Raw genomic sequence first — 23,767 nt, forward strand, 5'->3', positions numbered from 1 at the left:
GGAAAGCAATGGTCAGCGTGCGTGCGGAAGGGTGGTGAACTCGTCGACCTGCGGCAGGTCGTGCCCGAGCCGGTCGCGCTTCGCGGTCAGGTAGGCGATGTTGTGGGCGTTGGGGGTCATCAACGACGGCACGCGCGCCGTCACCGAAATTCCGTGGGACTCCAGCGCCGCGATCTTGTCCGGGTTGTTGGACATCAGCCGCACGGACTGCACGCGCAGGTGCTTGAGCACGCGAGCCGCGGGGGAGTAGTCGCGCACGTCCACGGGCAGACCGAGCGACGTGGCCGAGTCCAACGTGTCCAGTCCGGCGTCCTGCAGCACGTGCGTGCGAATCTTCGACACCAAACCGATTCCGCGCCCCTCGTGGCCGCGCAGGTACACGAGGATGCCGTTGCCCTCACGCACGATGGTGTTCAGCGCGGCGTCGAGCTGCTCGCCGCACTCGCAGCGCATGGCGGCGAAGATGTCCCCGGTCATGCACTCGGAGTGGATGCGCACGAGGACGTTCTCACGCAGCTTTGTCTTGCCGTAGACCAGCGCCATGTGCTCGTGACCGTCCGCCCGGAACGCGACTGCGCGGAAGGTGCCACGCCGTGTCACCAGATCGGACTCCGCAACGTCTTCCTCGTTGAAGGCCTGTTCGAACATCTCCGGTCCCCTTGTCGCCAGGCGCCTTCCGAACGTGCAGCTACGCTCGGATGGAGGTCGCACCGTAACCCGACCGCACAGCGGAGGTCATCCTGTTCAGCATCACCGTCCGCGATCACGTGATGATCGCCCACAGTTTCCGCGGCGAAGTCTTCGGTCCGGCACAACGTCTGCATGGAGCAACGTTCCTGGTGGACGCAACGTTCAAACGTGCTGAGCTCGATTCGGACAACATCGTCGTCGACATCGGACTCGCGACCCAGGAGCTGAACAAGGTCCTGGCCGCCTTCAACTACCGCAATCTGGACGAAGAACCCCAGTTCGCGGGCATCAACACCTCCACGGAGTGGCTCGCGAAGCACATCGCGGACCAGCTCGCGGACAGGATCTCCGAGGGCGCTCTGGGTGAGGGCGCTCACGGGATAGATGCGATCGCCGTCACACTTCACGAGTCCCACGTGGCGTGGGCCGGCTACGAACGTGCACTTCGTCCTTCCGGCTGACGTCGAGGATCCGGGCAGTCCCAGCGGCGGCAACGTCTACGACCTGCGCGTGAGCGCGGGCCTGAACAGACTCACCGTCGCTGGTGACTGGCCGTGTCCGAGCGACACCACCGCGTTGCGGCAAACGCTTGCGGCGATCCCCGACGGTGATGTGGTGCTCCTCGACGGCCTGGTCAGCTGCGGAGTACCCGAAGTCGTCGTTCCTCACGCCCAACGGCTCAGACTCGCTGTGCTCGTCCACCTGCCGCTGGCCGACGAGACAGGTCTCGACCCCGAGACGGCGCGCGACCTCGACGCCCGGGAAGGCCAGGTCCTAGGGGCCGCGAGGGCGGTCATCGCGACCAGTCCGACGGCCGCGCGGGACATCGAGCGCCGGCACGGGCTCGACCAGGTCCACGTCGTCGTCCCCGGCACCGATCCGGCGCCACCGGCACGCGGCACGGACGGCGTCCACCACCTGCTCTGCGTCGCGTCCATCACACCCCGCAAAGGCCACGACCTGCTGGTCAGGGCGTTGCGGCGGATCGAACGCGACTGGCGGCTGACGTGCGTCGGCCCGCACCGGCCGTTCCTGCGCGAACTCCCGCGCGACGACCGGGTCAGCTTCCCCGGCCCGCTCACCGGCGAGGCTCTGACCAGCGCGTACGACAGCGCGGACCTCTTCGTGCTGGCCTCCAGGAACGAGACCTACGGCATGGTCGTCACCGAGGCGCTCGCCCACGGTCTGCCGGTCATCGCGAGCGCGGTCCCGGACGCACTCGGCGACGGCGGTCTGCTCATTCCCGCCGGGGACGAAAATGCATTGGAAGCTGCACTAACACGCTGGTTCCAAGATCAAGAATTCCGGGCTGAACTGCGCTCGAAGGCGCTCGCCCGGCGGGCCGTTCTGTCCACATGGGACGAATCCACAGAGGACCTCCGAAGGGTGCTGGCTACGCTCCGGCCATGACCTTCGCCCCGGAATGGCTGGCACTGCGGGAAATCGCCGACGCACAGGCACGCTCGACCGAGCTCGCTGACGTGGTCCGCGAAACTCTGGTGAACCGAAACCCCCTGACGATCCGTGACCTCGGTTGTGGAACGGGATCGATGGGACGATGGCTCGCCGGGAGGCTCGGCGGCGTGCAGCACTGGGTGCTGCACGACCGCGACCCCCGGCTGCTCGGGCTGGCGGAGGCCGGCATGAGCGCCTTCGAGAACGTCACCGTCGAGACGCGTGAGGGCGACCTCACGTCCCTCAAGGCCGCCGACATCGCAGGGGCTGACCTGGTCACTTGCTCCGCGTTGCTCGACTTGCTCACTACTAACGAGATGAACGCTCTGGCGGTTGCATGCGTAGAAGCACATGTGCCCGCTCTGTTCACGCTCTCGGTGGCAGGCCGGATCGACATCGATCCGGCCGAGCCGCTCGACGCCGCCTTCCAGGACGCGTTCAACGCTCACCAGCGTCGCGTCGTGGACGGGCGCCGTCTGCTCGGACCTGATGCTCCCGCCGCTGCCGAAGAGGCGTTCGTGGCAGCCGGCGCTTCGGTTCGGACGGCTCAGAGCCCCTGGCGGATGCACGGCGATGCCCTGCAGTCCGAGTGGCTGAAGGGCTGGGTCGACGCCGCGGTGGAGCAGGAACCCGCACTTGCCTCCGAGGCGTCCGAGTACCTGCGCCGCAGGTCAACGGCCTCTGTGGTGGTCCACCACGTCGACCTGCTGGCAATACCTGGAGCTGCATGATGAAGAAGTTCTGGCCGTGGCTTCGCCTGGTGCTGGCGTTGGGCATCCTGGTCGCGCTGGGCGTACGCCTGGGCACCGGGGCGTTCCTCGACGGACTGCGCGCGATCGACGCGTTCTCCGTCGCCGCCGCACTGGCGATCGGGCTCGTGACGACGGTGCTCAGCGCGGGTCGCTGGGTCCTCGTCGCGCGCCGCCTCGGCCTGCCGCTGACCCTGAAGTCCGCGGTCAGCGACTACTACCGCGCCCAGCTCGTCAACGCCGTGCTGCCTGCGGGTGTGCTCGGCGACGTGCACCGTGCGGTCAACCACGGCCGTGAGTCGGGCGACGTCGGACGGGGCGTGCGCGCCGTGTTCTTCGAGCGCTTCGCCGGTCAGATCGTGCTCATCGGGATCGGGCTCGCGGTGCTGCTGACGCACCCCGCGCCCGGCCTCGACCTCGCGCCGGACGGCACCACCGCCGGGCTCGTTCTCGCCGGTCTGGCCATCGCCGCGGTCGTCGGCTGGCAGATCGGGCCGGTGCGCCGCGTCCTCGTCCACACCCTCGCCGACGGCATCAGGCTGCTGTCCTTCCGGACCTGGCCCGCCGTCATCGGACTGTCGGCCGCCACGGTCGCGGGCTACGTCGCGATGTTCCTGGTGGCCGCCCGTGCCGCCGGGTCCGACGCCACGATCGCCCAGCTCGCGCCGGTCGTCGTGCTGGCGCTGCTGATCATGGCCATCCCGGTGAACATCGGCGGGTTCGGCCCGCGCGAGGCGTTCCTCGCGGTGGCGTTCGGCGCCGCCGGTCTGGGTGCCGCGCAGGGCTTCACCACGGGCATCGTCTACGGCGTGCTGGCGCTCATCGCCGCGCTGCCCGGCGCGGTCGTGCTCTTCCTGTCACGCCGGAAGACCGAAAAGGTCCAGGTAGTGACGGAACGACTCGGTCAGCCCCGCGAGCAGGAGCTCGCCCTTGCGCGCTGACGCGAGCGACGGCCGCCCGATGACGCCGGAGGGCGTGTACGGCGCCAGACCCAGGGTGAGCATGTGCCGCCGGTCCTCAGCCAGGTGGTCAGAGCCTTCATAGCCGGGACGGATCAGATCGGGGTGCGCGTGCAGCAGGATCGAGGTCTCCAGTTCGCCCGCGTGCATGTCGCTGTACGCCGAGGTCTCGATGCCGGCCTTCTCCCTCGCGAACGCCCAGTCGTCCCGTCCCGGGAACAACGCCAGACCCTCGCCCTCCTGCACGATGTTCGACAGCACGTAGTTGCCGCCGTGGCCGTTGACCAGCACCACGTTCGTGACACCGTTGCGCCGCAAGGACTCCGCGATGTCCGTGACCACTGAGATCAACGTGCTCGCGGAGATGCTGACGGTCCCCGGCCAGTCGGCGTGCTCCTGCGAGCACGAGAACTGGATCGGCGGCAGCAGCCGGACCGGATACCTCGCCGCGATCTCCGACGCGATGGTCCACGCGATCACCGAGTCGGTGGCCAGCGGCAGGTGCGGGCCGTGCTGCTCGGTGCTGCCGACCGGGAGCACGGCCACGCTCTTGCCGCGGACGTCGACGGTTGTGTCACTCGGAAACATGGGGCTCCCCAGCATTGTTTTGGCCGTAGTCAATCCGGTGGCACAGCGCCGGAATCTCGCCGTCGGCCAGCCTCGGCATCACGTCCGGGAGCTCGTCGAACGCGCTGTGCCCGGTGATCAGCGCGTCGAACCTGTCGTCGGCCAGCAGATCGAGCGCGACCGCCATGCGTTCCGCGTAGCTGCGGTCGGGACGGCCGACCGTGCCGACCTGGCTGCTGCGGATCGTGAGCCGGCGCGAGTGGAAGAACTCGCCCAGCGGCACGGAGATCATCCTGTCGCCGTACCAGCTCAGCTCGATCACGCGGCCTTCCGGCGCGAGCAGGTTCAAAGCGGTGGTGAGGCCGGGTTCGGTCGCACTGGCGTGGAAAACCAGATCGCATCCGTCGAGAGCGTTGCCCGGCAAGGCGAATCCGACACCGAGCTGCTGGGCGACGGCCTCGCGAGCCGGATCGGCGTCCACGAGCTCGACGCGGGCGCCGGGGAACGTCGCCAGCACTGCCGCGATGCTCGACCCGACCATGCCGCCGCCGACCACCGCGATCCGGTCGCCGATCAGCGGACGCGCGTCCCACACGGCGTTGACCGCGGTCTCGACGGTGCCCGCCAGCACCGCTCGTTCGGCAGGAACAGCGTCGGGCACCGGCGTGACCGAGGTTTCCGTTACCACGTAACGAGTCTGATGTGGATAGAGGCAGAACACCGTGCGCCCGCGCAAATGCGAGGGCCCGTGTTCAACGACCCCCACGTTGAGGTACCCGTACTTGACCGGCCACGGGAAGTCGCCCTCCTGGAAGGGGGCCCGCATGACCGCGTACTGGTTCTCCGGCACGCCGCCGCGGAACACGAGCGTCTCCGTGCCGCGGCTGACACCGGAGAACAGCGTGCGCACCTCGACCTCACCGGGACCGGGCTCGGCCAGTGTGACCTGCCGAACTTCTCCTTTTCCCGATTCATTGAGCCAAAAGGCACTCGCCGTACGTGTCACTCACAACACCTCCGCCGCACGAAGTTCGTTAGGGGCACCTGATGATCACACTTCAGCACACCAGGACGGCTCCCGTCCTCCGGGAGCCTGCCATCTGGGCGGGACTTCAGGTCCTCGCGCTGGGCGTGGTCGCTGCCACAACCGGTCTCGGGCCGCTCGGCTGGGCCGCCGGTCTGGCCTACGGGTTCGCCACGTGGGCGTTCCTCGGCTACGGCATGCAACGCCACCGCACCTCGGCGTTGGGACCGGCTGACCGGGTCACGCTGGCCCGCGGCCTGATGGTCGGCGCGGTCACCGCCCTGGTCGCCGACCGCGCCGGGCAGGACGTGCCGGTCGCGCTGGTCGTGACGCTGGCGGCCGTCGCGTTGTCACTCGACTGGGTGGATGGTCAGGTCGCTCGCCGCACGGGCACCTCGACCGCGCTGGGCGCCCGGTTCGACATGGAGGTCGACGCGTTCCTGATCCTCGTGCTCAGCGCGTACGTCGCCGTGCACATGGGTCCGTGGGTGCTCGCGATCGGCCTCATGCGTTACGTGTTCGTGGCTGCTTCCTGGCGTCTGCGCTGGATGAACGCGCCGCTGCCGGCCAGCTACGCCCGCAAGGTCGTGGCCGCGGTCCAAGGGATCTTCCTCGTCGTCGCGGCCTCGGGCCTGCTGCCGTACGCGGGCGTCCTCGTCGGTCTCGCGCTGGCGTCATTGGTGTGGTCGTTCGGTCGCGATGTGCTCTGGCTGTGGACCAACGCCGCTGTCGCGGTGGGAGAATCCCGCCATGTCTGAGCAGACCTCGACAGCGGCGAAGATCGGCAACATCGTCGTCTGGATCCTGCAGATCGCGCTCGCCGTGCAGTTCGTGATGAACGGCTACGCGTTGTTCACCGACTCGTTCGTCGCCAAGTTCGACGACATCGGCCTCGGTCAGTGGTTCCGGTACTTCACCGGCGTGCTGGAGATCGGCACCGCGATCGGCCTGCTCATCCCGCCCATCTGCGGCCTCGCGGCGCTGGGGCTCGCGGGCATCATGGCCGGCGCGGCACTGACCGAGCTGACCCTGGTCACCAACGGCGGCTTCGACGACGCGATGATGCCGCTGATCTTCATGGTGTGGGCGCTGGTGATCGCGGTCTACCGCCGTGAACAGATCTTCGGCGTGGTCAAGCTCGTCAGGAAGTGACTTTCGGGAAGTAGCGGAGCACCGCGACGTCCCCGACTTTCGTGACGTCCTCCAGGTGGAATCGGCGTGCCGGTCCACCGGGGAATTCGGCGGGATTCACGAAACGCGGGGCCGTCGCCTGTCCGATCAGCATCGGTGCCACCGCCACCCGGATCTCGTCGGCCAGCCCGGCTTCGAGGAACGCCGTGTGAATGCTCGTACCGCCTTCGACCATGAGCTTTCTCACGCCTCGTGCGCCGAGATCGTCCAGGATTTCTGAGAAATCACTGAAGGTCTTCGTTTCGGCGAGGTGCCCGACCGTGGTCTCCGCGGTCTTCGAGTAGACCAGACGTTCGCCGCCGCAGTGCCAGAACCGCAGGTCAGGATCCAGTTGGCCACTTCGGGTGACGGTGACTCGCAACGGGAACTCGGGTTTGCCGTCCGCTATTCTCCGTGCGCGTCGTTCGTCGCTGTAGACGAGCAGTCGCGCGTTGTCGCGGCGCAACGTCTCGGCCCCGGCCAGAATCGCGTCCGACTCCGCGCGCATCCGGTCGACGTGATCGAAGTCCTCGTCGTTGGAAAGCGGAAACCTCTCGGTGCCGCGATCGTCGATGTGGCCGTCGAGGCTGACGGCGACGCTCAGCAGAACGTGCGGGCGGGTCACGGGATCCGATGATAGGGCAGTTGAACCGTTCGCGGGCTGTGCCGCGTTTACCTCATAGGGTCCGGAAAGGGGAATCTCGGTGAGGATGTTGCTGCGGCGGACGGTCACGGTCCTGGCAGGACTGTTCGTGTTGTTCGTGCTCATCGCACCGAGCGACCTCGAGAAGTTCTCCTTCGAGGCGTTCCTGCGGGTGCCGCTCGAAGGCCTCATCGGCGTGCTGGTGCTGGTGCTGCTGCCAGACCGGTTCCGCAAGCCCGCGGCCGTCATCGGCGGCGTCGCGCTGGGCCTGTTCACGGTCGTGAAGATCATGGACATCGGCTTCGACATGGTGCTGTACCGGCCGTTCGACCTCGTGCTGGACTGGCCGCTGCTGGTACCCGCCATCGACTTCGTGGACGTGACGTTCGGCCGTTTCGCCTCCGTCCTCGCCGTCGGTCTCGCGGTCGCGCTGGTCGCCGGAATCGTGTTCGTCGCCGCGATCTCGGTGCAGCGCCTCGGTTCCGTGGCAGCCGGACGGCGCCCGATCGCGATCCGCGCGGTGGCTCTGCTCGCGGTCGCCTGTGTTTCGCTTGCCGTCCCCGGAGTCCCGGTCTACTCGGACGCCGCCGCCACGTCGCTGGTGGATCACGCCCGCCGCGTGCAGGCCGGTCTGAACGACAAGGAGGTGTTCGCGGCGGAGGCCTCGGTCGACGCCTTCCGCGGGCATCCCGGGCTGCTGTCCTCGTTGCAGGGCAAGGACGTCGTCTTCACGTTCGTGGAGAGCTACGGCAAGTCCGCCCTCGACATGCCGGACGTCGCGTCGAAGCTGGCTCAGGGCAATGATCGATTGAAGGCGGCCGGCTACTCGGCTCGTTCCGCCTACCTGACCTCGCCGACCGCGGGCGGTGGCAGCTGGATGGCGCAGGCGACGTTGCTGTCCGGGCTGTGGATCGACAACCAGCAGCGCTACCGCAACCTCGTGGCCTCCGACCGGCTGACGCTGCCGAGGGCGTTCCGCGAGTCGTCGTGGCGCTCGGTCGGTGTCGTCCCCGGCATCACACAGGCGTGGCCGGAAGGCGACTTCTTCCACTACAACCAGATCTACGCCGCCCAGGACCTCGGTTACAAGGGCCCGCGCTTCGGCTACGCGACGACACCTGACCAGTTCACCTTGGAGTCGTTCCAACGCAACGAGCGCTCGAAGGCCCATGGCCCGGTGATGGCGGCCATCCCGATGGTGTCCTCGCACGCGCCGTGGTCACCGACGCCGGACTCCGTGGAGTGGGACAAGCTGGGCGACGGCTCGATCTACTCGACCATGCCCGCCTCGAACGACCCGCCGGAGTCGATCTTCGGCCGTGACCCGGCGGCCGTGCGCGCCGACTACTCGCACTCCATCTCGTACTCGCTGGAGTCCGTGCTCTCCTACATCGAGAAGTACGGCGACGAGAACCTGGTGATGGTGTTCCTCGGCGACCACCAGCCCGCGCAGATGGTGACCGGCGAAGGAGCGTCGCGGGACGTGCCGATCACCATCGTCGCCAAGGACCCGGCCGTGATGGCCGAGGTCCAGGACTGGAAGTGGGACGACGGGATCAAGCCGGGAGGGTCGGCCCCGGTGTCGCGGATGAGCGACTTCCGGGACCAGTTCCTCTCGACCTTCAGCCCGCCCAAGGCGTGATCAGCCCATCGTCTTCTGACCGTCGATCGTCTCGCGGATGATGTCCGCGTGGCCCGCGTGCTGCGAGGTCTCGGCGACGATGTGCACGAACACGCGCCGCGCCGACCACGTCTTGCCCTCGGGGAACCACGGGGCGGCCGGCAGCGCGTGGGAGAGGTCCATGTCGACCGTCTCGACCAGCTTGTCGGTGTAGGCCGCGACCTCGTTGTAGCGGGCGATGATGCTCTCCAGCGTCTCGCCCGGCTCCATCCGGAAGTTCGCCTCGTGGTTCTCGTAGTCCGTCGACTCGGGGTCGGTCTCCATCGCCGAGGTGCCCTGCTCGATGAACTTGACCCAGCTCTCCTCGACCGACGCGACGTGCTTGATCAGACCGCCGATGCTCAGCGCGCTGGCCGTCGGGCTCGACGCCGCCTGCTCGTCGCTCAGACCCTGAGCGGTGAACGTCAGGAACCAGCGGTGCTGCTTGAGGGTCTCGAGCAGGTCCGCGCGCTCGCCGGTGAGGATCTCGGTGGTGGTCATCGCTTCTGTCCTTCGCTCGTTTGTCCCGACATGAAGGACTCTAGGACCACTTGAGGTCAGCTTGTGTCCTAGACGAACGGCCGCTCTAGCGAAACTTGAGCGCCGTTCAAGCGGTTCGCGCCTGACCTGTGGTCACTGTCCGTGAATCCGTCGAAAGTGAGATGTTCGGTACCGGAGATCGACCAGACTCGCGCCATGCGTCTGGCCCTGTCCCTGCTTCTCGTGCTGACCGCCTGCTCGACGACGCCCGCGGACCCGGTGGCCCTGCTCAAGGAGTGGCGGCAGATCGCCCAGAAGCAGGGGTCGGTGCGGTTCGACGTCAGGATCGAGGTCGAGGGCAAGGACCCGCGCCGGCGGGCTTACGCGGGCGTGCAGCACGTCGGCAGCGCCGGCGCCACGACGCAGGGAGACGTGACCGCGCACGTCGAGACGAGATACCGCACCACCGACTACCGCTGGGTGACCGTGGGAGACGACGGCTACCTGCAGCACAGCGGGCTCACCATGCCACCGGGGAAGACGTTCACCAGCATGGGACTCAACGACGCGCCCTGGGTGGGGCCGTACTCCAGCGACCTGTCGATGGCCACGCAGGACTACCACCCCGGCAACCTGTTCGGCGACATCGACCGCGACACGCTCCGCCTCACCGAACGGGACGGCGGCCGGTACGTGTTCAGCGCGGGTGGAGTGCCGCACTCAGGCGGTTACGCGAACGGCGACGTCCGGCTCGTCGTCGAGGTGGACGACGAGAACCGGGTGGTCCGGGTCGAGCAGAGCATGCCGTCACCCGACAGGCAGCACGCGCGTCTCACCGCCGTCTACAGCCAGTGGGGCACCGCACCGGACGTGCTGCGGCCTCCACAGGAGACCGTGGCGAAACCGAAGGAAGTCGTCGCCGTGCAGCGTTAGGGTCGAGGTCATGATTGCCGAGGACCTCCAGCGCTACCTGCAGGCTTCCCGCGACTCGATCGTGTCCTCTTTGGACGGACTGGGCGAGTACGACATCAGGCGCCCGCTCGTGCCCAGCGGCACCAACCTGCTCGGCCTGGTGAAGCACCTGATCGGCATCGAGTTCGGCTACCTCGGCGCGAGCGCGGGCCGCCCGGCTCCGGTCACGCTGCCGTGGGTCGAGGACAAGTCGGTCTGGGAGAACGGCGACATGTGGGCCAAGCCCACCGAGACCCGCGAGCACCTCGTCGACCTGTACCGCCAGGCCTGGAAGCACTCCGACGAGTCGATCGCGCGGTTGCCGCTGGACTCACCGGCATCGGTCGAGTGGTGGCCGGAGCACAAGCGGCGGACGACGTTCGGGCACCTGCTCGTCCGCGTCACGGCGGAGACCGCGCAGCACGCCGGGCACTGCGACGTCGTGCGGGAGCTCATCGATGGGCGATCCGGCGCGGACAACCCCGACGGCTACTACGACCTGGTCCTGAGCATGGCGAGTGCGCCGATCACCGGGCCGGGCACGAGCAGCAGGAACGCGTAACGCCAGGTCACGACCTCGGCGAGCAGTGGAACGAGCTGGATGCTGACCACCGTCAGCCCGAACCCGACGGCGGTCAGCGCGGTGAGGGCCGTACCGACGTAGCGCGGGTCGGCGACCTCGCTCAGCGACGCCGAGAACACCCCGGAGTCCGCGATCACCGAGGCGCCCCACACCGCGCAGAACGCGATCAGCAACGGCGTTCCCCAGGCCAGCGGCGAGAGCAGGCAGCAGAGCCCGCTCACCGTGAGAGCGCCGACGGCGGCGGGCGCGCGGCCGAACCTGTCCGCCGCCCAGCCGCCTGCGAGACAGCCGGCGAACCCCGCCACGCCCATCGTCAGGAACACGGTGAGGCCGACGGGTTCCCCCGAGCTCAGCAGGAACGTCGGCAGCCACGTCCACAGCGCGTACAGCTCCCACATGTGGCCGAAGTAGCCGAGGTTCACCAGCCGAGGCTTGCGCTCGCGGAACATCTGCACGGCATAACGCGGGTTGAGCTGCGCGGTCGTTCCACTCACGAACGGCCCCGGCCGCACGAACGCAAGCGCGACCACGGCACCGAGAAACGCGATCAGCGCGGCAGCGACGAGCACCTCGCGCCACGGCAGCCGCCCGAACACGTGGGGGAGCGCCGACCCCAGGGTCAGCGCCCCGATCAGCACGCCCAGGGCACGGCCGCGGGTGCGGGTCTCCGACCAGGACGCCATCAGCTTCATGCCCACCGGGTAGACGCCCGCGAGCGCCACCCCGGTCAGGAACCGCAACGGGATCGCGGCGGCCAGTCCGTTCACGAACAGCCCGAGCACCAGCGTGAACGCCGCACCGGCCGCCGAACAGCACGCGATCAGCAGGTGCGGGCGGACGCGGTCGGCCAGGTTGAGCACCGTGGCCCCGACCGCGCCGACGACGAACCCGAGCTGCACGGACGCGGTCAGCCACACCGCCGCGCCCGCGCTGATGCCCCACTCGACCCGCAGGGAAGGAACGACGGCGGACATCGAGAACCACACGGCCAGGCCGAGGACCTGGACGAGTGCGATGGCCGCCCGTCTCATCAGCAGACCGAGTCGCTCGGCTGAGGGTTCGCGAGCCCGAACAACGGCCGCAGCCTCAGCCCGATCCACGTGCCGCCCAGCGCGAACACGCCCCACAGCCACCCGTGCAGCGACCCGACGGAGATGCCGCCGAGGTACGCGCCGATGTTGCAGCCACCGGCGAGCCGAGCCCCGATGCCCATCAGCACACCTCCCAGCACGGCCGCGAGCGCCGTCCGCCACGGGATGCTGCTGTGAATCTTCCACGCTCCGGCCGCCGCCGCAGCGATGGCGGCGCCGATCATGATGCCGATGTTGGTCAGCGACGTCTTGTCCGTCCAGATCGGAGCGGCGAGCGCCTTGGCGTTGGCCGGCGTCTGCCAGAACTCCCACGCCTCCGGGTGCAGCCCGAGCAGCTGCACGACCTTCGCGCCCCACAGCGCGAACGCGAACGTGACGCCCCAGATGCCACCGGACACCAGGAACACCGCCGCCGCCAGCACGCCCAGCACCACCGCGCCGACCAGCAGTGGCCAGGAGCCGCGAACGATCCGTGCCAGCCCACGTGCGGTCGGCACCACGTCGGCGGGCGGTGGGTTGCGACGGGCCTGCACCAGCCGCGTCACGAAGAAGATGGCCGTGAGCGCCGCGATCGTGATCAGCCACGAACCCCACCAGCCGACGTGCTCCGACAGCACCACGGCCGGAAGTGCGGGCCAGCCGTCGAACAGCGGGAACGCCCAGGTGTAGAGCACGGACCCGGCGATGAAACCGAACAGCGTCAGCACGATCGTCGACTGCCCGGACCCGACCGCGAACAACGTGCCCGAAGCACAGGCCCCGCCGAGTTGCATGCCGATCGCGAACAACACCGCGCCCACCAGCAACGCCAGGCCCAGGGGATTGCCCACCGCCTTGGGCACCGACCCGAACAGGCCGGAGCCGGTCGAGATGATCAACGCGATCAGCGTGGCCGCCGTGCCGAGCAGCACGGTGTGAGCGCGCAGTCCGGCGCCGTTGCCGACGGCGATCAGCTGCCGCCACGCCGAGGTGAAACCGAAGCGGGAGTGGAACAACGCGAGGCCCAGCGCCAGGCCGAGCGCGAGCAGCACGCCCTGCTTCGCGCCGTAGGAGGCCCACACGAACCAGGTCAGGCCGACCGCCAGGAGCCCGGCGACGACCAGCGGGACGGTGCGGACCGGTTCCTCCGGAGAGGGGACCGGGGCCGCGCACGATGTCGGGAAGTACTGCGTCGTCACCGGGAACTCCTGAACGGGACTAGTTGGGGATGATGAAGTTGGGCGCCTTGACCACGGACTCGATCAGGCCGAAGATCGGCACGCCGAGCGGCGCGGTCGTCCACTTGTTGTTGAGGTCACTGGTGTCCGGCTTGTCCACGACCACCGGGTCGGCGAGCGCGGGCGAGGCGAAACCGGCGAGCACGGCGCCGCTGAGCACGGCCGCCGCAACGATCTTCTTCATGGAACTTCCTTTCCTGGAGGGAAAAATCAGCCGCCGACGAACTTGAGCAGTTCGAAGATCGGTGCCAGAGCGGCGGGAACGCCGATCGCCGGGTCGAGCACGGAGCCCAGGTCGAGTCCGGGCAGGACCCAGATCGGCACGGACTCGGTGAGGAACTGCGTCGCCATCTCTCTCCTTCACGACAGCACCGGACTGACCGGTACGACGGTGGCTTTCGGGACCCATTGCCCCGCCAGCTCTTCCTGCATGGGCATGCCGGGACCGTGCGCCTCGCCCGGTCCCATCGGCATCGCGGTCACCTGCGCGACCGCGTAGATCTGCACCTGGTCGCCGGCGGACCGACCGCCCAGCCACGACCGGAACCCCGCAGGCGTCGGATTCGTGCCGCCGAACTCGTTGCCGACTTCGATCGCGTAGCCGATCGGCAGTTGTTCGCGCGGGTCGAACCGCAGAGGCACGGCCAACGTGGTCACCGAGGTCGCGATGGGGGCCGTCAGCAACCACGGTGCGACGTACAGGCCGTGCGGGTGGACCGGGCTTTCCGCCTGCTCGACGCCCGCCCGGGACAACGCCCTGTACCCGTCCGACCAACCGGACAGCACCACGAGCGCGTCGCCGGAATCACTTACCGGCAACGAAGAACGCACCAGCGCGGCGGCCCGAACGCCGCGCGGCGTGCCGTCCTCGACGAGCTTGACACTGGTGACACCCTTGTTCTTCAGGAACGTCACCAGCTTCGTCAGCGAGTCCGCGTCCTCAGTGGACAGTTCATCGGCCGGGCACGACGTGAGCACGTCCCGCCGTCCGCTCGCCAGACCACCGAGCGCCGCGGAAGCGCACTCGACGTCCGCCGCCGGTCCAGGCGCGGTCCCGGTGTCGAACGAGACCCCGAAGTCGTCGTTCACCCTGATCTCGCCACGCCCGGCCGGCAGGTCGACCAGCGCCCACGTGCCGTCCGCGCCCGCCGACGGCACGGCCGCGATCTCCGGCCCGTCGCCGACCTTCACCCGGTGGTTCCCGGACGGGAAGTGCACCAGGTTCGGGCCGGGCCGGTGCGGGCTGATCAGCACTGGAACGCCACCCGCCGACGCCAGCACCGGAACGCCGGGAATCGGGAGCTCCTGCGGCGAGGGGATCGCGGCCAGCCCGCTCCAGGCGAGCAGGGAGGCCACGACCGCAAGAGTTCCGCACCGGCGAATCCCCAGCGCTGCCAACGGAAGCAGTACCACGACCACCAGCCCGAGGCCGAGCACCGTCTCGTAGATCCGGCGGTCGAACGCGAGCCCGGACGACACCAGCCGCACCAGACCCGCCAGTGCCAGCACCACGCCCAGCGACAGCGCGTGCTGCCGGAAACGAGCGCCCGGAGTCAGCGCCAGCGCCACCCACGCGACCGCACCGGCCACGTAGACGGTGTTGGCCACCAGCAGCAGGCCGGAGTCCCCCACGGAGGTCTCGATCACCAGCAGCAACGTCAGCGCCGCCGCCACCCACCGGACAGCGGGTTTGCCCAGCAGCACCGGCACAAGGGCCACCAGCACCCCATGCGCCACCGCGCCGAGCACGTGCGCGTCGAACGCCACGAGTGACACCGTGATGAGCCCGGCAGCGACCGCCGCGAGTGCGAAGTTCGCGGCCCTCACCCCTTTCGGGACCGTGACCGCGAGACCGGAGCCCGCGATCAGGGCCGACACGAGCAGCAGTGCGAGCCGCACGACGACGACCCAGACCGAGACACCCTCGGCGGTGTCGAAACCTCCGTGGGGATGATCCATTACTTCACGTCCGCATCCGCGACCACGAACAGCTCGGAGTGCGGCTTCGCGTTGCCGAACGGGCCGTGCGGCCAGTCCTTGCGGTTGAAGTTGACGCCGACCTGGCCGGAGAACTCGTCCTTGAACGACGTGTCCAGCGTGAGCTGGCCGTTCGGGCCGATCTTCACCACGTTGACCTTGTGGTCACCGTCGAGACCGGTGCGCGCGACGAAGTAGTTCGACACCGCGATGCGCTTCGGCGAGGTGATCTCGCGGTAGAAGCCGTCGGAGCCGAGCTCGAAGTTGTCGTACGCGCCCCAGTGCGGACCCGCGGCGGGCGTGCCGGGGTTGATCGGGACGGCACCCGCGAGCGACGGGCAGTCGGCCTCGGAGCCACCGTTCTGCGCCTCGGCCAGCGTGTCGATGCGGCACTGGAACGAAGTACCCGCCGCCAGCAGCTTCTCGATGTTCAGCACGTACACGCCACCGGTGGTGCCGGGGTCGTTCGGGCCGAGCGCGCCCTTGCCCCGCCCGGAAATGGCGCGGTAGAGGTACTCGTCGTCGGGCGAGGTCTGGATCCACCCGCCGTTCGAACCGCCGCCGTTCGAGTCGTTGCCCGCGTGGATCGCCTTGCCGGCCGATCCGTCGTCGAACACCTCGTACCAGTGCGGCTCGGCCGCCGTGATGTCCGGCGTGTAGTGCACCGCGCCGCCCTGCATGGTCTGGGCGAACGCGCCCTTGTGACCGGGTAGGTTCGTCACCGTCGTCTCCATGACCGCGCGGCTCTCCTGGTGCAGCGGGTCGGCGGGATCGGAACGGGGACCGTTCTGCAGGTAGCTCACGGCCTTGAGCTCCGGGTTGTTCCGGTCGGAGATGTCCCACGTGCGCACCGTCGGGCGACGCAGGTAGGGCGAGGGCGCCTTGACCGGGTCGAGAATGATGTTGCGGGGCTCGGCGTAGTCCGAGGTCACCAGGATGTTCAGGTCCTCACGGGCCTGGATGCCGTGCGGGTTCGCACACGACGGGGCGCCGAGGCGTGGCAGGTTCGCGCACAGCTTCGGATCGTCGCCCTGAGGCGTCGCCGCCGACACCTGGGAGAGCACCTTGCCGGTCTGGTCGAACCGCACCAACGAGCCGGGCGAGCCGGCGAAACCGTTGCCCACCACCGTCTGCCCGTTGGCGTAGACGTACGGACCGGGCACCACGGGGCCGCCCATGTAGGTGCCGTAGGCCGTGCCGTCCTTCAACGTCCAGTAGGCGTCCGGAACAGAGCCGCCGAGCGTGTTCGTCGGCAGGCTGATGCCCTTGAGCTTCAACTGGGGGAGCGCGCTCACGTCGAACGCGTAGGTGGCCGCCGCGAACAGCGCGCCCGCGTAGATCGTGTCGCCCTTGTGCCACACGTACTGCATGTGGTGCGGCTCGTTCTCGACCAAGGGTCCGACGGTCGCGGTGTTCACGACCTTGCCGTAGTCGGGCGAGCCCTCCGTCGCGTCGATGACCGCGAGGAAGTCAGGCCCCGGCAGCGCGTTGGTGACCTTGCCGAGGCCTCCGGTCAGCGATCCCGGCAGATTCTTGAGGTCCTTGACGAGCGTGTCCGCGATGTTCTCGTCTCCAGCCCAGACGAGAAGCCACTTCTTCCGTTCGCCACTGCTGTCGCGCGTTTGTGCCTGCGGGGTGAGGTGGTTCTTCACCCAGTACTGCTTGCCGTCCGACGCGGTCTTGCTGTCCACGAACGTCTGCACATCGGCATAAGCGGGGGAGTTGTCCCCGCTCGCCGTGACGACGCCGGCCGCGAGTACCGCGACAGCGGCTCCGGCCAGGGTTTTTCGCCATCGCATTGCGTTGTTCTCCTTGTTTTGGGCATGCCGAATTCACCGTTTTCCGGCGGTGCGCGGAAAGCAGCGGTCAGGCGGGGGAAGGGTGCTCAGAAGGAGCGACAGAGTGCGCTGGCCTGGTGACCCAGGTCCACGTGGAGGCGTCCTACCAGGACGACAGCGGTGCACATGACGCTGAGGATCTCGATAGTCACCCTGTGTTGTCAATTCGGTGACCAAAGTATGGGAGCGATTGAATATCGGTCCAGGGACTATCTCGGTGACCGAAGTTTCCATTTTGTATTGCTATTTGTGCTGACGCATTCCTTGTCGAAAGTTAGGGGTACTCGGTTCCGAACGGCAGGGGCGCTCAAGCCACGGCCTTCGTAGGTTCGGCTGGGTGACTTGGCTGACTGTGGGCACCGACGCGGTGCTCGGTGTGTTCGCGTTGATGTTTCTGTTGCTGTGGTTCAAGCACAGGCTGCGGGCGTTCCTCGCCGGCGCCGGTGTGGTGGTGGCCTACGCGATCAGCGAGGTCGTCAAGCTGATCGTGCAGGAGGACAGGCCCTGCCGGACGCGGCCGTCGATCGCGGAGTGCCCGGAGCCGGGCGACTGGTCGTTCCCCAGCAACCACTCGGTGATCGCCGGCTCGTCCGCGATGGCGATCTGGGCGCTGCACCGGACTTATGGCTGGGTCGCGGCCGTGTGCGCGATCGCGGCGGCGTCGTCGCGGGTCATCGTGGGTGTCCACTATGTACACGACGTCATGGCCGGGCTGGCCCTTGGAGCGTTGGTGTCGTGGGGGATCGCGGTGCTGCTGGAGAAGCGGCAGCGCAGGGCGGTGACCAACGCCGACGCGCCGACCGTGGTGATGCAGCGACTGCGATGATGGGTGCCGTGTGGGAGGTCCTGCTCTACCTGGTCCTGTTCGGCGCGGCTTTCTTCCTGGTGCGCAACAGGCCCGCGGTGGCTCTCGGGATCGCGCTGGGAGCCTGGCTCGTCTGCTACCTGGTCAGCGTGGAGTTCGACGTCAGGGTGGTCGCGCTCGCTCCCGCGCTGGCGCTGGTCAGCTTTCTCGCCGGACGCCACGCCCCGGATCCGCGGCCGGGCGCGATCGCCCTGACCGTCGCCGAGATCGCCGGCGTCGTCGTGGCGCTGACCGAGCGCGGCGGCTCCGACACCGCGCTCGCCGTGACCTCCGGCGTCGGGGTGCTCGGCGTCATCCCGTGGGCGATCGGCCGGTTCCGCCGCCGGTACTGGGAACTGCGGGAGGTCGGCTGGGAGCTCGCCTCCTTGCTGGAACGGGACGTCGACAACGCTCGCAACGCCGAACGGGCCCGGCTCGCGGGCGAGATGCACGACCTGGTGGGCCACGAACTCGCACGGGCCGCGCTGCTGACCGGTGCGCTGGAGCTGGAACCCACGCTCACCGCACAACAACGCGAGGCAGCCAAGACGGCCCGCGCCAGCGTCACCGCCGCCGCGGAACGGCTGGCCGACGTCATGCAGGTGCTCCGGGCCGACGAGGACGAACCCGTCGCGACGATCGAGGAAGTCGTTGCCAGGAGCGGAATCGACGTCGAGCTCACCAACGGCCGCACCGCGCCGATCGACGGGATCATCGCGCGGACCGTGCACCGGGTGACCGCCGAAGCGCTGACGAACGTGATCAAGCACGCACCCGGCGCGAAGGTCACCATCCAGCTCACCGCGAACCTCGAACTGCGGATCACGAACGGCCCGGCGCCGAAGACCCACGCGGTCGGCAGCGGCAAGGGACTGGTGGGCCTGGCCGAACGCGTCGCGCTGGTCGGCGGCTGGTTCGAGGCGGCGCCCTCGGACGACGGCGGGTTCGAGGTCAGGGCGAAGCTCCCGGAACGTCCGCGTGCGCGGAACACACCCACGCACGTGCGTCGCGAACGCACGGAGAAAGAACTCCGCAAGAGCGCTCGCAGGACCGTGCTGATCACATCGGTCGTGTGCGTCGGCATCGCGATCGGTGTGCCGGGCTACATGGTGTTCGACGCGGTGACGTCCGTTCTCACACCCCAGCAGTTCGAACGGGCACAACTCGGGCAGAACGAGGACGACATGGATCTGCCGCTGCGCACCCGCGTCGACAACCCGCTCGGCGTCACCGCGCCGCCCGGCACCGAGTGCCGCTACTACAGCACGCACCCCAACCCGTTCGACGGCGACCGCCACGACCTGCACCAGCTGTGCTTCCGGGATGATCGGCTCGTGTCCAAGCAGTGGCTCGCCAGGAGGAGCGGTTGATCAGGGTCGTGCTCGCGGACGACGAACCGGTGGTCAGGTTCGGCGTGAAGGCCGTGCTCGCGACCGCCGGGGACGTCGAGGTGGTCGCCGAGGCGTGCAACGGCAGCGAGGCGATCGACCTCGTCGCCCGGCACCGGCCCGACGTCGCCGTGCTCGACATCCGCATGCCCGTGTTCGACGGGCTGGACGCGGCCAAGGTGATCCGCGAGTGTCATCCGGGCACGAAGACGCTGGTGCTGACGACGTTCGCGGACGACGCGTACATCAGCCGGGCGCTGGGGGAGGGCGCGGCCGGGTTCGTGCTGAAGACCGGCGACCCGCAGGAGATCATCTCCGGCGTCCGCGCGGTCGCGAGCGGCGGCGCGTTCCTGTCTCCCGTGGTGGCCAAGCGAGTGGTGGACCAGCTGTCCCGCGCACACCCGCGACCGCTTGCGACGCAACGGATCGAGGTGCTCACGGCACGGGAACGCGAGGTGCTCGGCCTGGTCGGCGCCGGCCTGTCCAACGCGGAGATCGCGGCCCGCATCCACGTCGTCGAGGGCACCGTGAAGGTCTACGTCAGCACGATCTTCCGCCAGCTCGGCGTCAAGAACCGGGTGCAGGCGGCGATCATCGCCCACGAGTCCGGGATCATCCCAGCCGGATAAGTCCGATGTGGGTTGAATGTTCTTGCGGCACAAGCGAAATCACTCGCATGTGCCGCAGGTCACCGTACACTCCGGACCGTCGTCGACCGCGCGATCAACGGCGTCGAACTGCCTGACCACGCGGGGTGAATCAGGTGCGGGCGCCGATGCCGGAGATCGCCCGCACCTCCATCTCCGCTGCCTTGGCGGTCATCTCCGGCTCGCGCTTCGAGAAGATCGTGGCGAGGAACCCGCACAGGAACGAGAACGGGATCGACACCAGGCCGGGGTTGCCGAGCGGGAACCACGCGAAGTCGATGTCCGGGAAGATCGACGTCTTCGCGCCGGACATCACCGGCGAGAAGATGATCAGCGTCAGGCACGAGCCCAGGCCGCCGTAGATGCTCCACAGCGTGCCGGTGGTGTTGAAGCGCCGCCAGAAGATCGTGTAGAGGATCGTCGACAGGTTCGCCGAGGCGGCCAGCGCGAGCGCCAGCGACACGAGGAACGCGACGTTCTGCCCGTTCGCCGCGATACCGCCGATGATCGACAGGATGCCGACGACGACCGCCGTCAGCCGGGCGACCCTGATCTCCCTGCGCGGCTCGGCGTTGCCGCGCTTGATCACGTTCGCGTAGACGTCGTGGGCGAACGAGGCGGAGGCCGCCAGGGTCAGGCCCGCGACGACCGCGAGGATCGTGGCGAACGCGACGGCGGACACGATGCCGAGCAGCACCGCGCCCCCGATCTCGAACGCGAGCAGCGGTGCCGCCGAGTTCTCGCCACCCGGTGCCGCGGCGATCTTGTCCGTGCCGACCAGTGCCATCGCGCCGAAGCCGATCACCAGCGTGCACAGGTAGAAGATGACCATCGTCCAGGTCGCCCACACGACCGAGCGACGGGCCTCGGAGGCGTTCGGCACGGTGTAGAAGCGCATCAGCACGTGCGGAAGAGACGCGATGCCCAGCACCAGCGACAACGCCAGCGAGACGAAGTCCAGTTTGGACATGGCGCTGAAGCCGTACTTCGCGCCGGGGTCCAGCACCGCTTCGCCGAGCTTGTTGTTCTCGGTGGCCTGCTGCATGATCGCCGACAGGCTGAAACCGAACTTGCCCAGCAGGAACACGCTCATCAGCGTCACGCAGAGCAGCAGCAGGACGGCCTTGATGATCTGCACCCAGGTCGTGCCCTTCATGCCGCCCAGCAGCACGTAGAGCACCATGACCATGCCGACCAGCGCGATCAGGATCGCCTGGCCCCACTTCGAGGTCACGTTGAGCAGCAACGCGATCAGGCCGCCGGCGCCCGCCATCTGCGCGATCATGTAGAAGAACGAGATCACCAGCGTCGCGTTCGCGGCGGCGGCACGCACCGGGCGCTGCCTCATCCGGAACGCCAGCACGTCTCCGACGGTGAAGCGGCCGGTGTTGCGCAGGCCCTCCGCGATCAGCAGCAGGCCGACGAGCCACGCGACGACCCAGCCGACGGAGTAGAGGAACCCGTCGTAGCCGTGCGCCGCGATACCGCCGGAGATGCCGAGGAACGACGCGGCGGACAGGAAGTCACCGGACAGCGCCACGCCGTTCTGGGCGCCGGTGAACGAGCTGCCGGCGGCGTAGTAGTCCGACGCCGTCACGTTCCGGCTGCTGAAGCGGTAGACGATGTAAAGGGTGATCAGGACGAACACCGCGAAGACGCTGAGGTTCAGCACCGGGTTGCCGGTGGTGGGCATGCCTTACTCCTCGACGCCTGTCATCTCTGCGAGCAATTGACGCTGCGGGTCAAGCCGTCGCTTTGCGTAACGGGCATAACCGAGCGTGATGATGATCGAAGTCACAAACTGTCCGAGGCCCAGCAGGATCCCGAGGTTGATCACCCCGATCACCTTGGTGCTGACGAAGTCTTTCGCGTACGCGGACAGCAGTACGAAGGTCAGGTAGGACGAGAGGAAAAGCGCGGTCATCGGGAAGATGAACGTCGTGAGCCGTCGGCGCAGGACGCGGAATTCATCGGTCTGCCGAATCAGCTCGAACTTCGGGTTGCCGTCGGAATCGACGTACGACAAAGTCTCGGGGTCGTCGAACGACGCGAAACCCCGGATTTCCCGGTACTCGTGCTGCGCTTCGCCAGGCGACCTCATCGCCTTGGTCATGTACCCCTGCCCCTCGTGTGCGGCGCCCACTGTAGCGCTCTCACGTGTGCAGTCAACGTCGCGGATCTCCCGGAAACGGACGAAACCGGACCAATGCCGGGCAGTCATCGGACTGAAACCGGACTGTAAACCGGACGCCATTCGTCTCAAATGGTACGTCCCGGGCTTTGTCTCAAGAGGAGTGTCCGAGGTTGCGTCGTGTGCAACACCTGAAGCCTTGGTCAAGCCCGTTGTCGCACGTGTGCACCTGGCCTAGGATCGATCGGTCCGCGTATTGGTGACGGTTGGGGATAAAGTGGGGTTCTTAGCGCGCGAACGTCAGGTCGCGCCTCCCGGATGGAACCGCTGGCTCGTTCCGCCCGCAGCACTGGCGATTCATCTCTCCATTGGTCAGGCCTACGCCTGGAGCGTCTTCAAGACTCCGCTGGAGAAAACTCTCGGCATCACCGGAACGCAGTCCGCGCTGCCGTTCCAGCTCGGCATTGTGATGCTCGGGCTCTCCGCCGCGGTGCTCGGCACGACGGTCGAGCGCAGGGGCCCGCGCTGGGCCATGCTGATGTCCCTGATCGCCTTCTGCTCCGGTCTGCTGATCTCGGCGGTCGGCGTGTGGGCCGGTCAGTACTGGGTCGTCGTCCTGGGCTACGGCCTCGTCGGCGGCATCGGTCTCGGCATCGGCTACATCTCGCCGGTGTCCACGCTGATCAAGTGGTTCCCCGACCGGCCGGGCATGGCGACCGGCATCGCGATCATGGGCTTCGGCGGCGGTGCGTTGATCGCGTCGCCGTGGTCGACCTCGATGCTGACGGCGTTCGGCGCCACCTCGACGTCGGGCATCGGCAAGGCCTTCCTCGTGCACGGCATCGCCTACGCGGTCTTCATGAGCGTCGGCGTGCTGCTGATCCGCCTGCCCTCCAAGGAGTTCACGGCGGAGAAGGAAGCACTGCTCAAGGACAAGCCGAAGGCCACCGTCGGCTTCAACGTCTCGGCGAACAACGCGATCAAGACGCCGCAGTTCTGGCTGCTCTGGGTCGTGCTGTGCTTCAACGTCACCGCGGGCATCGGCATCCTGGAGAAGGCCGCGCCGATGCTGGTCGACTTCTTCAAGGAGTCCTCGACGCCCGTGGCCGCGACCGCCGCCACCGGTTTCGTCGCGCTGCTCTCCGCCGCGAACATGGCGGGCCGGTTCATCTGGTCGTCCACTTCGGACATCGTGGGCCGCAAGAACATCTACCGCCTCTACCTCGGCGTCGGCGCACTGCTCTACCTGGTGCTGCTGACCGTCGGCTCGACCAGCACCCCGCTGTTCGTGATCGCGGCGATGGTGATCCTGTCGTTCTACGGCGCGGGCTTCGCGACCGTCCCGGCGTACCTGCGCGACCTGTTCGGCACCTACCAGGTCGGTGCGATCCACGGTCGCCTGCTGACCGCGTGGTCGGTGGCGGGCGTGCTCGGGCCGCTGATCGTCAACGCCATCGCGGACGCGGGCAAGAAGGCCGGGCACGTCGGTCCTGACTTGTACGCGACGTCGTTCTACATCATGATCGCGCTGCTGGTCGTCGGTTTCGTCGCGAACGAGTTGATCCGCCCGGTCGACCCGAAGTTCCACGAGCCGAAGGCCGTCGAGGAGACCGGGAAGCCCTCGTCCAAGGACGACGACGAGGCCACGGTCGCCAAGTGGAACGAAGCCGAGGCCGCCGACGCTGCCGAGACGGCTGTTGACA

Annotated in this window: 25 protein-coding genes and 1 pseudogene; 13 read left to right on the forward strand and 13 right to left on the reverse strand. The window is 68.1% G+C overall.

The window, feature by feature from the left end; translation table 11 throughout:
* Positions 1 to 12: 12 nt before the first annotated feature.
* Entirely contained in the window at positions 13 to 648 is a 636-nt protein-coding gene (gene ribA, locus SK854_RS27395) for a GTP cyclohydrolase II (RefSeq protein ID WP_093598477.1), read from the reverse strand.
* Between the two features lie 92 nt (positions 649 to 740).
* On the opposite strand from ribA, the gene SK854_RS27400 reads away from it, so the two are divergent.
* Genes SK854_RS27400 through SK854_RS27415 form a run of 4 tightly spaced genes read left to right on the forward strand, consistent with a single transcriptional unit; the run spans position 741 to position 3,835 of the window.
* Positions 741 to 1,151, forward strand: coding sequence for a 6-pyruvoyl trahydropterin synthase family protein (locus SK854_RS27400; RefSeq protein WP_030481432.1), 411 nt, complete (start codon positions 741 to 743; stop codon positions 1,149 to 1,151).
* Entirely contained in the window at positions 1,129 to 2,100 is a 972-nt protein-coding gene (locus tag SK854_RS27405; RefSeq protein ID WP_319977987.1) for a glycosyltransferase family 4 protein, read from the forward strand. Before SK854_RS27400 ends, SK854_RS27405 begins: the two co-directional genes overlap by 23 nt.
* A complete protein-coding gene (locus tag SK854_RS27410) occupies positions 2,097 to 2,876 on the forward strand; it encodes a class I SAM-dependent methyltransferase (RefSeq protein WP_319977988.1) in 780 nt (259 codons plus the stop codon). Before SK854_RS27405 ends, SK854_RS27410 begins: the two co-directional genes overlap by 4 nt.
* Positions 2,876 to 3,835, forward strand: a complete 960-nt coding sequence (locus SK854_RS27415; protein ID WP_319977989.1) for a lysylphosphatidylglycerol synthase transmembrane domain-containing protein — start codon at positions 2,876 to 2,878, stop codon at positions 3,833 to 3,835. Before SK854_RS27410 ends, SK854_RS27415 begins: the two co-directional genes overlap by 1 nt.
* On the opposite strand, the gene SK854_RS27420 is transcribed toward SK854_RS27415, so the two are convergent.
* Positions 3,752 to 4,441 carry a creatininase family protein gene (locus SK854_RS27420; protein ID WP_319977990.1) on the reverse strand — a complete coding sequence of 230 codons (690 nt, stop codon included), beginning with the start codon at positions 4,439 to 4,441 and terminating at the stop codon, positions 3,752 to 3,754. The two genes, SK854_RS27415 and SK854_RS27420, sit on opposite strands and share 84 nt — an antisense overlap.
* Entirely contained in the window at positions 4,428 to 5,426 is a 999-nt protein-coding gene (locus SK854_RS27425) for a zinc-dependent alcohol dehydrogenase (protein WP_319977991.1), read from the reverse strand. The genes SK854_RS27420 and SK854_RS27425 overlap by 14 nt, the downstream gene beginning before the upstream one ends.
* A 41-nt stretch (positions 5,427 to 5,467) precedes the next feature.
* On the opposite strand from SK854_RS27425, the gene SK854_RS27430 reads away from it, so the two are divergent.
* Both SK854_RS27430 and SK854_RS27435 read left to right on the forward strand, forming a co-directional pair.
* Positions 5,468 to 6,202, forward strand: a complete 735-nt coding sequence (locus SK854_RS27430; RefSeq protein ID WP_319977992.1) for a CDP-alcohol phosphatidyltransferase family protein — start codon at positions 5,468 to 5,470, stop codon at positions 6,200 to 6,202.
* Complete coding sequence (locus SK854_RS27435; protein ID WP_319977993.1) at positions 6,195 to 6,596, forward strand: DoxX family protein; 402 nt, start codon at positions 6,195 to 6,197, stop codon at positions 6,594 to 6,596. Before SK854_RS27430 ends, SK854_RS27435 begins: the two co-directional genes overlap by 8 nt.
* Here the strand turns inward: SK854_RS27435 and SK854_RS27440 are convergent.
* Positions 6,586 to 7,347, reverse strand: coding sequence for a RibD family protein (locus SK854_RS27440; RefSeq protein WP_319977994.1), 762 nt, complete (start codon positions 7,345 to 7,347; stop codon positions 6,586 to 6,588). The genes SK854_RS27435 and SK854_RS27440 overlap by 11 nt on opposite strands.
* Between SK854_RS27440 and SK854_RS27445 the strand changes: the two genes are divergently transcribed.
* Positions 7,325 to 8,899, forward strand: coding sequence for an alkaline phosphatase family protein (locus SK854_RS27445; protein ID WP_319978197.1), 1,575 nt, complete (start codon positions 7,325 to 7,327; stop codon positions 8,897 to 8,899). The two genes, SK854_RS27440 and SK854_RS27445, sit on opposite strands and share 23 nt — an antisense overlap.
* Here SK854_RS27445 and SK854_RS27450 read toward each other — a convergent pair whose 3' ends face one another.
* Complete coding sequence (locus SK854_RS27450) at positions 8,900 to 9,418, reverse strand: DinB family protein (protein WP_319977995.1); 519 nt, start codon at positions 9,416 to 9,418, stop codon at positions 8,900 to 8,902.
* A gap of 195 nt (positions 9,419 to 9,613) precedes the next feature.
* Between SK854_RS27450 and SK854_RS27455 the strand changes: the two genes are divergently transcribed.
* Together SK854_RS27455 and SK854_RS27460 are read left to right on the forward strand one after the other, a co-directional pair.
* A complete protein-coding gene (locus SK854_RS27455; protein ID WP_319977996.1) occupies positions 9,614 to 10,330 on the forward strand; it encodes a hypothetical protein in 717 nt (238 codons plus the stop codon).
* A gap of 10 nt (positions 10,331 to 10,340) precedes the next feature.
* On the forward strand, positions 10,341 to 10,910 hold the full coding sequence (locus SK854_RS27460) for a DinB family protein (protein WP_319977997.1): 570 nt from the start codon (positions 10,341 to 10,343) through the stop codon (positions 10,908 to 10,910).
* Here the strand turns inward: SK854_RS27460 and SK854_RS27465 are convergent.
* Genes SK854_RS27465 through SK854_RS27490 form a run of 6 tightly spaced genes read right to left on the reverse strand, consistent with a single transcriptional unit; the run spans position 10,841 to position 17,015 of the window.
* Complete coding sequence (locus SK854_RS27465) at positions 10,841 to 11,962, reverse strand: MFS transporter (RefSeq protein WP_319977998.1); 1,122 nt, start codon at positions 11,960 to 11,962, stop codon at positions 10,841 to 10,843. The two genes, SK854_RS27460 and SK854_RS27465, sit on opposite strands and share 70 nt — an antisense overlap.
* Positions 11,962 to 13,200 (reverse strand): YeeE/YedE family protein, encoded by a 1,239-nt coding sequence (locus SK854_RS27470; protein WP_319977999.1) that lies wholly within the window; start codon positions 13,198 to 13,200, stop codon positions 11,962 to 11,964. Before SK854_RS27470 ends, SK854_RS27465 begins: the two co-directional genes overlap by 1 nt.
* A 19-nt stretch (positions 13,201 to 13,219) precedes the next feature.
* Positions 13,220 to 13,423 carry a hypothetical protein gene (locus SK854_RS27475; RefSeq protein WP_319978000.1) on the reverse strand — a complete coding sequence of 68 codons (204 nt, stop codon included), beginning with the start codon at positions 13,421 to 13,423 and terminating at the stop codon, positions 13,220 to 13,222.
* A gap of 26 nt (positions 13,424 to 13,449) precedes the next feature.
* Positions 13,450 to 13,590, reverse strand: coding sequence for a hypothetical protein (locus tag SK854_RS27480; RefSeq protein WP_319978001.1), 141 nt, complete (start codon positions 13,588 to 13,590; stop codon positions 13,450 to 13,452).
* 9 nt (positions 13,591 to 13,599) lie between these two features.
* Complete coding sequence (locus SK854_RS27485; protein ID WP_319978002.1) at positions 13,600 to 15,198, reverse strand: hypothetical protein; 1,599 nt, start codon at positions 15,196 to 15,198, stop codon at positions 13,600 to 13,602.
* A complete protein-coding gene (locus tag SK854_RS27490; RefSeq protein ID WP_319978003.1) occupies positions 15,198 to 17,015 on the reverse strand; it encodes a hypothetical protein in 1,818 nt (605 codons plus the stop codon). Before SK854_RS27490 ends, SK854_RS27485 begins: the two co-directional genes overlap by 1 nt.
* A gap of 376 nt (positions 17,016 to 17,391) precedes the next feature.
* Here SK854_RS27490 and SK854_RS27495 point away from each other — a divergent pair, with 376 nt between their 5' ends.
* Genes SK854_RS27495 through SK854_RS27505 form a run of 3 tightly spaced genes read left to right on the forward strand, consistent with a single transcriptional unit; the run spans position 17,392 to position 19,915 of the window.
* Positions 17,392 to 17,880, forward strand: a complete 489-nt coding sequence (locus SK854_RS27495; protein WP_319978004.1) for a phosphatase PAP2 family protein — start codon at positions 17,392 to 17,394, stop codon at positions 17,878 to 17,880.
* An 8-nt stretch (positions 17,881 to 17,888) separates the two neighbouring features.
* Positions 17,889 to 19,268 carry a sensor histidine kinase gene (locus SK854_RS27500; protein WP_319978005.1) on the forward strand — a complete coding sequence of 460 codons (1,380 nt, stop codon included), beginning with the start codon at positions 17,889 to 17,891 and terminating at the stop codon, positions 19,266 to 19,268.
* The gene (locus SK854_RS27505) at positions 19,265 to 19,915 is read left to right on the forward strand and encodes a response regulator transcription factor (protein WP_319978006.1); all 651 of its coding nucleotides are present in this window, start codon (positions 19,265 to 19,267) and stop codon (positions 19,913 to 19,915) included. The genes SK854_RS27500 and SK854_RS27505 overlap by 4 nt, the downstream gene beginning before the upstream one ends.
* Before the next feature lie 130 nt (positions 19,916 to 20,045).
* Here SK854_RS27505 and SK854_RS27510 read toward each other — a convergent pair whose 3' ends face one another.
* Both SK854_RS27510 and SK854_RS27515 read right to left on the reverse strand, forming a co-directional pair.
* Positions 20,046 to 21,626, reverse strand: coding sequence for a solute symporter family protein (locus tag SK854_RS27510; protein ID WP_319978007.1), 1,581 nt, complete (start codon positions 21,624 to 21,626; stop codon positions 20,046 to 20,048).
* 3 nt (positions 21,627 to 21,629) lie between these two features.
* Positions 21,630 to 22,046 carry a DUF485 domain-containing protein gene (locus tag SK854_RS27515; protein WP_093598522.1) on the reverse strand — a complete coding sequence of 139 codons (417 nt, stop codon included), beginning with the start codon at positions 22,044 to 22,046 and terminating at the stop codon, positions 21,630 to 21,632.
* A gap of 295 nt (positions 22,047 to 22,341) precedes the next feature.
* Between SK854_RS27515 and SK854_RS27520 the strand changes: the two are divergent.
* Positions 22,342 to 23,658, forward strand: a pseudogene (locus SK854_RS27520) (OFA family MFS transporter); the annotation flags it as partial.
* Positions 23,659 to 23,767: the final 109 nt, after the last annotated feature.

It is taken from the genome of Lentzea sokolovensis, assembly GCF_033949975.1.
Lineage (GTDB): Bacteria > Actinomycetota > Actinomycetes > Mycobacteriales > Pseudonocardiaceae > Lentzea > Lentzea sokolovensis.

Excerpts from the sequence above, each read along its gene's own strand:
- SK854_RS27475 (WP_319978000.1), bottom strand. The coding sequence starts at position 13,423 with ATGAAGAAGATCGTTGCGGCGGCCGTGCTCAGCGGCGCCGTGCTCGCC.
- SK854_RS27435 (WP_319977993.1), top strand. The coding sequence starts at position 6,195 with ATGTCTGAGCAGACCTCGACAGCGGCGAAGATCGGCAACATCGTCGTC.
- SK854_RS27460 (WP_319977997.1), top strand. The coding sequence starts at position 10,341 with ATGATTGCCGAGGACCTCCAGCGCTACCTGCAGGCTTCCCGCGACTCG.
- SK854_RS27485 (WP_319978002.1), bottom strand. The coding sequence starts at position 15,198 with ATGGATCATCCCCACGGAGGTTTCGACACCGCCGAGGGTGTCTCGGTC.
- SK854_RS27415 (WP_319977989.1), top strand. The coding sequence starts at position 2,876 with ATGAAGAAGTTCTGGCCGTGGCTTCGCCTGGTGCTGGCGTTGGGCATC.
- SK854_RS27455 (WP_319977996.1), top strand. The coding sequence starts at position 9,614 with ATGCGTCTGGCCCTGTCCCTGCTTCTCGTGCTGACCGCCTGCTCGACG.
- SK854_RS27445 (WP_319978197.1), top strand. The coding sequence starts at position 7,325 with ATGTTGCTGCGGCGGACGGTCACGGTCCTGGCAGGACTGTTCGTGTTG.
- SK854_RS27450 (WP_319977995.1), bottom strand. The coding sequence starts at position 9,418 with ATGACCACCACCGAGATCCTCACCGGCGAGCGCGCGGACCTGCTCGAG.
- SK854_RS27490 (WP_319978003.1), bottom strand. The coding sequence starts at position 17,015 with ATGCGATGGCGAAAAACCCTGGCCGGAGCCGCTGTCGCGGTACTCGCG.
- SK854_RS27480 (WP_319978001.1), bottom strand. The coding sequence starts at position 13,590 with ATGGCGACGCAGTTCCTCACCGAGTCCGTGCCGATCTGGGTCCTGCCC.
- SK854_RS27510 (WP_319978007.1), bottom strand. The coding sequence starts at position 21,626 with ATGCCCACCACCGGCAACCCGGTGCTGAACCTCAGCGTCTTCGCGGTG.
- ribA (WP_093598477.1), bottom strand. The coding sequence starts at position 648 with ATGTTCGAACAGGCCTTCAACGAGGAAGACGTTGCGGAGTCCGATCTG.
- SK854_RS27515 (WP_093598522.1), bottom strand. The coding sequence starts at position 22,046 with ATGACCAAGGCGATGAGGTCGCCTGGCGAAGCGCAGCACGAGTACCGG.
- SK854_RS27465 (WP_319977998.1), bottom strand. The coding sequence starts at position 11,962 with ATGAGACGGGCGGCCATCGCACTCGTCCAGGTCCTCGGCCTGGCCGTG.
- SK854_RS27410 (WP_319977988.1), top strand. The coding sequence starts at position 2,097 with ATGACCTTCGCCCCGGAATGGCTGGCACTGCGGGAAATCGCCGACGCA.
- SK854_RS27430 (WP_319977992.1), top strand. The coding sequence starts at position 5,468 with ATGATCACACTTCAGCACACCAGGACGGCTCCCGTCCTCCGGGAGCCT.
- SK854_RS27420 (WP_319977990.1), bottom strand. The coding sequence starts at position 4,441 with ATGTTTCCGAGTGACACAACCGTCGACGTCCGCGGCAAGAGCGTGGCC.